1 protein-coding gene is annotated in these 1,543 nt (G+C 61.4%); it reads left to right on the plus strand.

The window, feature by feature from the left end:
* Positions 1–75 precede the first annotated feature (75 nt).
* A complete protein-coding gene (locus ACXJ7R_RS32215; RefSeq protein ID WP_457155330.1) occupies positions 76–1,395 on the plus strand; it encodes an ABC transporter substrate-binding protein in 1,320 nt (439 codons plus the stop codon).
* Positions 1,396–1,543 lie beyond the last annotated feature (148 nt).

Below are 1,543 nucleotides of genomic sequence, written 5' to 3' on the forward strand. Positions count from 1 at the left end.
TTGTATATGAATGTAGCGCTTCTTGTCATCAGACGAGTTGCGGTCGCCACTGAGGCGCACCAAGGGAGGATACCAATGAACAGATTGCTTTCCGGCGTGTCCGCCGGCGCATTGTTGCTTGCATTCGGTGCAGGCACGGCCCTTGCCGGCGACCTGCCCGGCAAGTTCGAAGGCGTCACCATCGACGCAAAGCTGATCGGCGGCCAGCAATATGAAAAACTCTATGAGCGTATCCCCGAATGGGAGAAGCTTACCGGCGCCAAGGTCAACATCCTGACCAAGAAGAACGGCTTCGACATCGACAAGGAGCTCAAGTCCGACATCGCCTCGGGCAGCACCAACTGGTGCGTCGGCTGGAACCATTCGTCCTTCGCGCCGCAGTATACGAGCCTCTACACCGATCTCAGCAAGCTCTTGCCCAAGGCAGAGATCGACGCCTTCGTGCCTTCGACGATCAAGTCGGCAACCATCGACGGCAAGCTCGAGATGCTGCCCCGCGCGCAGTTCGACGTTTCGGCGCTCTACTACCAGAAGAGCCTGTACGAGAACGCCGACAACAAGACCAAGTTCAAGGCGAAATACGGCTATGATCTGGTGCCGCCGGACACCTGGAAGGAAGTCACCGACCAGGCTGAGTTCTTCGCCAAGCCGCCCAATTTCTACGGCACCCAGTTCGCCGGCAAGGAAGAGGCGATCAATGGTCGTTTCTACGAGATGGTGGTCGCCGAAGGCGGCGAGTACCTCGACAAGGACGGCAAGCCGGTCTTCAACTCCGAAGCAGGCATCAAGGCGCTCGACTGGTTCGTCAACCTCTACAAGGCCAAGGCAGTGCCGGCCGGCACGACCAACTATCTTTGGGACGACCTCGGCCAGGGCTTTGCCTCCGGAACCGTCGCCATCAACCTCGACTGGCCGGGCTGGGCAGGATTCTTCAACGATCCGAAGTCGTCGAAAGTCGCCGGCAATGTCGGCGTCAAGGTTGCGCCGAAGGGCTCCTCGGGCAAGCGCACCGGCTGGTCCGGTTTCCATGGCTTCTCGGTGACCGAGAACTGTCCCAACAAGGAGGCCGCGGCTTCCCTGGTGTGGTGGCTGACCAACGAGGACAGCCAGAAGCTCGAGGCTGCCGCAGGTCCGCTGCCGACCCGCACCGCGGTCTGGGACTGGGACCTGCAGCAAGCGGCAAACGACCCTTACAAGAAGGAGGTCCTTGCCGCCTTCCAGGAAGAAGCCAAGCACGCCTTTGCCGTGCCGCAGACGCCTGAGTGGATCGAGATCTCGAACGCCGTCTATCCCGAGCTGCAGGCGGCGATCCTCGGCGACAAGACTTCCAAGCAGGCACTGGATGAGGCCGCCGCCAAGGCGACGCAGATCCTCCAGGACGCCGGCAAGCTCTAGCGACTGCTCCCAAGACGGCCTCCCCCATCAGCGATGGGGGAGGCGATCGCGCCTTGCCGGGGCGAGTGTGCTGACCGATCCATGATAGCCTTCCGTTCCCCGGTCCGGGCCTCGACGAAGAAGGGGCACCGACAGTTGAATGCAACAC

Source organism: Mesorhizobium sp. P5_C1 (genome assembly GCF_054049815.1).

Coding starts and splice junctions, on each gene's coding strand:
- ACXJ7R_RS32215 (WP_457155330.1), top strand. CDS start 76: ATGAACAGATTGCTTTCCGGCGTGTCCGCCGGCGCATTGTTGCTTGCA.